The 6,540-nt window shown below is 63.7% G+C and carries 5 protein-coding genes; 4 read left to right on the top strand and 1 reads right to left on the bottom strand.

The genetic code is table 11. The features are described 5' to 3' along the window. Positions 1 to 1,202, bottom strand: a 1,202-nt coding sequence (locus AC2VOU_RS17160) for an AMP-binding protein (RefSeq protein ID WP_486958448.1), incomplete at its 3' end; no start/stop codon positions are given. Between the two features lie 570 nt (positions 1,203 to 1,772). On the opposite strand from AC2VOU_RS17160, the gene AC2VOU_RS17155 reads away from it, so the two are divergent. The 4 genes from AC2VOU_RS17155 (at position 1,773) to AC2VOU_RS17140 (ending at position 6,527) form a co-directional block, all read left to right on the top strand. Then, on the top strand, positions 1,773 to 2,843 hold the full coding sequence (locus AC2VOU_RS17155; RefSeq protein WP_486958447.1) for an AfsR/SARP family transcriptional regulator: 1,071 nt from the start codon (positions 1,773 to 1,775) through the stop codon (positions 2,841 to 2,843). A 107-nt stretch (positions 2,844 to 2,950) separates the two neighbouring features. Continuing rightward, positions 2,951 to 4,468 (top strand): acetaldehyde dehydrogenase ExaC, encoded by a 1,518-nt coding sequence (exaC, locus tag AC2VOU_RS17150; RefSeq protein WP_486958446.1) that lies wholly within the window; start codon positions 2,951 to 2,953, stop codon positions 4,466 to 4,468. Then, positions 4,468 to 4,848 carry a DUF779 domain-containing protein gene (locus AC2VOU_RS17145; protein WP_486958445.1) on the top strand — a complete coding sequence of 127 codons (381 nt, stop codon included), beginning with the start codon at positions 4,468 to 4,470 and terminating at the stop codon, positions 4,846 to 4,848. Before exaC ends, AC2VOU_RS17145 begins: the two co-directional genes overlap by 1 nt. An 83-nt stretch (positions 4,849 to 4,931) precedes the next feature. Continuing rightward, positions 4,932 to 6,527 carry a ferritin family protein gene (locus AC2VOU_RS17140; protein WP_486958444.1) on the top strand — a complete coding sequence of 532 codons (1,596 nt, stop codon included), beginning with the start codon at positions 4,932 to 4,934 and terminating at the stop codon, positions 6,525 to 6,527. Positions 6,528 to 6,540: the final 13 nt, after the last annotated feature.

Genomic DNA, 6,540 nt, shown 5'->3' with positions numbered 1-6,540 from the left:
GCGCCGAAGACGTCCCGGTACCATCGCCACGCCTCGGGGTTGATCGGCTCCCCCACCGTGCCCAGCAGGCGCAGGCTGGATAGGTCGTGGGCGTCGGGAATTTCCCGGCCCCACTTCATGAAGGTGCGGATCAGCGTGGGAGCGGTGTAGTAGATGGTCACTGCGTGCTTTTCGATCACCTCGAAGTGCCGGTGCTGGTTCGGCGACGCCGGGGTGCCCTCGTAAAGCACCTGCGTGGCGCCGTTCGACAGCGGGCCGTAGACGGTATAGGTGTGGCCCGTTATCCAACCGATATCGGCCGTGCACCAATAGACGTCGGTCTCGGGTTTGTGGTCGAACACGTAGTGGTGGGTGTACGACGCCTGGGTCAAGTACCCGCCCGAAGTGTGGATTACGCCCTTGGGCTTACCGGTCGTTCCGGATGTGTACAGCAGAAACAGCGGGTGCTCGGCATCGAACCCCTGCGGATCGTGCTTCGGCGCGGCCGTTGCGACGGTGTCGTGCCACCACAGGTCGCGTCCCTGGGTCCACGGCAGGTCGATTCCACACCGGCGCACCACCAGCACGTGTTGGACACATTCGACCCCCGAAACGGCCTCGTCCACTGTGGTCTTGAGCGATACCACCTTGCCGCGCCGGTATTGACCATCGGTGGTGATGACCAGCTTGGCTTCGGCGTCTTCGATGCGGGCCCTCAGTGCCGACGCTGAGAACCCGGCGAATACCACGCTGTGCATAACGCCCAGCCGCGCGCATGCCAGCATCGCCACGATGGCCTCGGGCACCATCGGCATATAGATCGCGACGCGGTCACCGGCGACTACGCCTAGGTCGGACAGCGAGTTAGCCGCCTTGCAAACCTCGGTCAGCAGATCGGAGTACGTGAGGGACCGGCTGTCGCCGACGGGCTCGCCCTCCCAGTGGATCGCCACCCGGTCGCCATTACCAGCTTCGACGTGCCGATCGACGCAGTTGTATGCCACGTTGAGCTTGCCGCCGACGAACCACCTTGCGAAAGGCGCGTCAGACCAGTCCAGCACTTCCTGGAACGGCGCTTTCCACGACAGGCGGTGGGCCTGCTTCCCCCAAAACCGCAACCGGTCATCCTCGGCGTCGCGGTACAACTCCTGGGAAGCGTTTGCGCGCGCCGCGAAATCAGTCGGCGGCGGAAATGACGACCCGTCAACGTACGTCTCTGACACGCTGCGTTCATACGCAGCGAACGTTGGCTGATCGTTGGTTCGGCTGCGTCGGGAACGTCGACCAATGCGCGGGCGCGTGGCGCGAGCTTCGAGATCACGTCGTCCTCGTTCGACGGGTGGTCGCGTGTCGGCCGGGTTGGCGTCGTGAGGGCGGTCCGTCGCCCGGTTCTCAGAGATGCGCCGTAGCTCGATTCTGTCCGCTAACGCACAGGAACTTCCGGGCCAGCAGCCGACATCGCGCACTCCCCTTCGGGTGATCCTTGTTTCCGCAGATCAGCGGGCGGACAACGCTAGTGTCGTACTGAGAATTGCCTGACTGTTTGTGTCCCGAGTGAAGCCCCCCGGAGTAGACTGATGTTGTGTGCATCACGTTTCGTGGCTAGAGTGCGCAATCCGACAACGAATGCGGACGCACTGAAGGGACGCTAGCAATGGAGCGTCAGCGGCGATTGCTCCGGCAGGAGATCGAACGCGCTTGGGAGCGGTCTCGCCAAGGCGAGGCAGTTGGCGCTGTCATGGCCACAGACACCGTGGTACGGCCGGAGATCGCCGAGTCGTGGTCACTCGCGCATGTCGATCCCGCGCGGGACAGTGCCCCATCGGTCGGCGACGTCGACGTCGCGACGAGGTGGCACGAATCGGCCCTTCGTCGACCCGTCGGACGAGTTGGGACGCATCGCCGACGACGCGGGCTTTGTCGTCGCGGTAACCGACGAAACCGGAACAATTCTGTGGACGAGTGGTTGCCGGGCAATGCGGCGCCGAATCGAAGCAGTGAATTTTATGCCGGGCGGTTGCTGGAGCGAAGACGCGATCGGCACGAACGCCCTCGGCTTGGCGTTGCGGACGGATCAGCCCTCGACGGTGTTCTCGTCGGAGCACGTGGTTGAGCGACTGCACGATTGGGTGTGTTACAGCGCACCGATCCACGACCCGCGCGGGTGCCAGCTCGGAGTGATCGATCTGTCGTCGACGTGGGAGCGCGCCAACGCTTTGGGGCTGACCACGGTGCGCATGCTGACCTCGGCCATCGAGTCGCGGCTTCGCGACACGTGGACTGGTGGTGAGCAGGTGGCCGCCCGGGTGGACGTGCGGTGCCTGGGCAGATCGCAGGTGCTGGTCAACGGGTTGCCGGTGCATGTCACACTGCGACAATCCGAGATTCTCGCGCTGCTGGCGTTGCGCCCGGCCGGCTATTCGCCGGGTGAGCTTGCCGCCGAAATCTACGGCGACCGTTGTGTCGCGCCGGGCACGCTAAAGTGCGAGGTCAGCCACGTGCGCCGGCTGCTCGGTGGCCAACTGGCAGCACGCACGTACGCGCTGCTTCAGCCGGTCAGCTGCGACGCGGTCGCTGTCTTGCAGGCGCTGTCGCGCGGTGACGTGGCGACGGCGGTCGAACATTACAACGGTCCATTGTTGCCGGAGTCCGACGCACCTGGAATTGTCGCCTGGCGGGACCAGCTGGAGGTAGCAATTCGCGACGCGGTCTTAGCCAGCAAATCAGCCGACAGCGCCCTGCGCCTGGGTGCGGTCAGTCTTTACGATTCCGAGATCCACGCCCATGCCCTGCGGCTGCTCGAGCCGACGGATGCCCGCCGCCACCTCGCCGCCGGCCGACTTCACGCTTCGGACAGCGCTTGACGTGAGTGCCCGGTTAAACAACGTTTAACCAACCTTGTCGTGTAACTCTCGTCACGAAAGCAATCGAACGTGACCGCGCATACCCGCGGGATCGAGCTGAGGACGAGATGAAATACACGAAACCAGGCACTGAGGGAAGCGTCGTTGACTTTGCCTCCCGGTATGAGAATTTCATCGGCGGTAAGTGGGTGCCGCCAACCGATGGTCGTTACTTTGAGAATCCGTCACCGGTGGACGGGCAGACCTTTTGCGAGGTGGCGCGGTCGACGGGCGCCGACGTCGAGCTGGCGCTGGACGCGGCCCACACCGCGGCCCCCGGATGGGCGCGGACGTCGGCGACGGAGCGGGCCAACATCCTGAACAAGATCGCCGGCCGCATCGAGGAACACCTCGAAGAGCTCGCGGTCGCCGAGACCTGGGACAACGGCAAACCGGTGCGCGAAACCCTGGCCGCCGACCTCCCCCTTGCCGTCGATCATTTCCGTTACTTCGCGGGTGCCATCCGCGCGCAAGAAGGCAGCATCGGCGAGATCGACGAGGACACCGTCGCATACCACTTCCACGAACCGCTCGGCGTGGTCGCCCAGATCATCCCCTGGAACTTCCCGATTTTGATGGCGGCCTGGAAGCTTGCGCCGGCCTTAGCGGCGGGAAACTGCGTCGTACTCAAACCCGCTGAGCAGACGCCGGCCTCCATGCTGAAGGTGATCGAAGTGATCGCCGACGTGCTGCCGCCGGGCGTTCTCAACGTGGTCAATGGCTTCGGTGTGGAGGCCGGCAAGCCGCTGGCCTCCAGCCCGAGGGTGGCCAAAGTGGCGTTTACGGGTGAGACGACCACCGGTCGCCTGATCATGCAGTACGCCAGCGAGAACATCATCCCAGTGACGTTGGAGCTGGGCGGCAAGAGCCCCAACATCTTTTTGCCCGACGTGATGGCCGCCGACGACGAGTTCCTGGACAAGGCTGTCGAAGGTCTGGTGATGTTCGCCTTCAACCAGGGTGAGGTCTGCACCTGCCCGTCGCGGGCCCTGATCCACTCGTCGATCTATGACGAATTCATCGCCCGCTGCCTGGACCGGGTGAAAGCGATCACCAGTGGCAGCCCGCTGGACAAGGACACCATGATCGGCGCTCAGGCCAGCAACGACCAGTTCGAAAAGATCTTGTCCTACATCGACATCGGCAAGAAGGAAGGCGCTGAGCTGCTCGTCGGTGGCAACCCGCGGAAAGTCGTGGAGCATCCGGACGGCTACTACATCGAGCCGACGATCTTCAAGGGCACCAACAACATGCGCATCTTCCAGGAGGAGATCTTCGGACCGGTGCTGTCGGTCACCACGTTCGACTCCACCGACGAGGCCCTGAATCTGGCCAACGACACCCTCTACGGCCTCGGGGCCGGTGTGTGGTCACGCGACGCCAACACCGCCTACCGGCTGGGCCGCGAAATCAAGGCCGGCCGAGTCTGGACCAACTGCTACCACGCCTATCCCGCACACGCCGCCTTCGGCGGATACAAGAAATCCGGCATCGGCCGCGAAAACCACAAGATGATGCTCGACCACTACCAGCAGACCAAGAACCTGCTGGTCAGCTACTCACCGAACAAGCTCGGATTCTTCTGATGACGACATCCGAACCACGAGTCGACATCACGCCCGCCGCGACGGCGGTGCTGGAACGGCTCATCACCCAACACGGTCCGGTGATGTTTCACCAGTCCGGCGGCTGTTGCGACGGCAGTGCCCCAATGTGCTACCCGCGAGGAGAATTCCGCACGGGCGGCTCGGACGTGCTGCTGGGCACGGTCGGCGACGACACGCCGTTCTGGATGAGCGCCGACCAGTACGAGTACTGGAAACACACCCATCTCACCGTCGACGTCGTCAGCGGGCGCGGCGGCGGATTCTCCCTGGAGGCCCCGGAAGGGGTGCGTTTCCTCATCCGGTCGCGGCTCCTGACCGAGGCGGAGTTCGCCGACCTGGGGCAAGCGGGCACCGGTTGACACCGCGCGAAATGAACCAAGACCCGACACCCAACTGAACACCAAAACCGACAGTCCCGTAACGAACAAGAGGAGTAAACACGATGACTGCTGTACTACCCGGAAAGGTGACCGGCCGGCCCGACGCCCCGCACGCCAGCGTCAGCGGGCAGGAGGTGCATTCCTGGCTGCAGGATCTGGGCTGGGATTCCGACACGATTCGCGGGAAATACCCGACAAAGTACAAATTCGACCCCAATGCTCGCGAGCAGTTCAAGTTGGTCGCCCGCGACTACGGCCGGATGGAGGGCGAGAAGGACGACCGCCAATACGGCAGTTTGCTGGACTCGCTGGCGCGGCTGAAGGCGCCGACGCGGGTCGAGCCACGCTGGGCCGAGGTCATGAAGCTGCTCGCCGGCGCGCTGGAACTCGGCGAGTACAACGCGATCGCCGGTTCGGCGGTCATGGCGGACACGACCCGCTCACCCGAGCTGCGCAACGGCTACCTCATGCAGGTGGAGGACGAGGTACGCCACACCACTCAAACGCACTACTTGGCGAAGTACTACGCGGGGCAATACTACGACCCGGCGGGCTTTGTGGACATGCGCAAGTGGCGCTACATCAACCCGCTGTTCCCGCCCACCATGCAGGCATTCGGCGAGAATTTCTGTTCCGGTGACCCGGTGTTCGCCTCACTGAACCTGCAGCTGGTGGCCGAGGCGTGCTTTACCAACCCGCTGATCGTGGCCATGACGGAATGGAGCGCGGCCAACGGCGACGAGATCACCCCGACGATCTTCCTGTCGATCCAGTCCGACGAAATGCGCCACATGGCCAACGGCTATCAGACGATCGTGTCGGTAGCCCACGACGCGGACAACATGAAGTACCTGCAAACCGACCTGGAAAACGCGTTCTGGCTCCAACACCGGTTCGCGACGCCGATCGTGGGCGCCGGGTTCGAATACGGCTCGGTGAACAAGCTCGAGCCGTGGTCGAAGGTATGGGACCGCTGGGTGTACGAGGACTGGGGCGGCATCTGGCTGGGCCGGCTGGAGAAATTCGGGGTCAAGTCCCCGGCAAACCTCGCCGACGCCAAGAGGCAGGCGTACTGGGGCCATCACTACACCTATGCGCTCGCCTACGCCCTGTGGCCACTGCTCGGATTCCGGATGGACCCGCCCAACGCGCGCGACATGGAATGGTTCGAGAACAACTACCCGGGCTGGCACCGCCAGGTAGGCGGGCTGTGGGACGCCTGGCGCGAGATCGACCTGATCAACCCGGCAAACCACACCTTGCCGCTGGAGAAGATCATGGACGAGATCAATTACCTGTATTTCTGCCGGGTGTGCCAATTCCCCATCTGCGTTCCCACGCTCGGCGACGCGCTGGCCGACATGCGGATCCTCGAGTACGGAGGACGCAAACACTCGCTGTGCTCGCCATGGTGCGAGCGAATGTTCCTCAAGGAGCCGGAGCGCTACCAGGGTGAAAACCTTCTGGAGAAGTTCGACGGCTGGGACATCGCCGATGTCGTACACGCCGCAGGTGCGGTGCGCAGCGACGGCAAGACACTCAACGCCCAGCCGCATCTCAATAGCGAGCGGATGTGGACGCTGGACGACTTGCGGGCGTGCAAGATCACCCTCCGGGATCCGCTCACACATGGCGGAATCTTCGCGGAAAAAGGTTAACCGACAGGGCGGT

It is taken from the genome of Mycobacterium sp. TH-M25 (assembly GCF_057473665.1).
This window is presented reverse-complemented; position numbering and strand designations above follow the sequence as displayed.

What these genes read in the sequence shown, in the direction of transcription:
- AC2VOU_RS17155 (WP_486958447.1), top strand. Translation starts at nt 1,773, where the DNA reads ATGTCGATCCCGCGCGGGACAGTGCCCCATCGGTCGGCGACGTCGACG.
- exaC (WP_486958446.1), top strand. Translation starts at nt 2,951, where the DNA reads ATGAAATACACGAAACCAGGCACTGAGGGAAGCGTCGTTGACTTTGCC.
- AC2VOU_RS17145 (WP_486958445.1), top strand. Translation starts at nt 4,468, where the DNA reads ATGACGACATCCGAACCACGAGTCGACATCACGCCCGCCGCGACGGCG.
- AC2VOU_RS17140 (WP_486958444.1), top strand. Translation starts at nt 4,932, where the DNA reads ATGACTGCTGTACTACCCGGAAAGGTGACCGGCCGGCCCGACGCCCCG.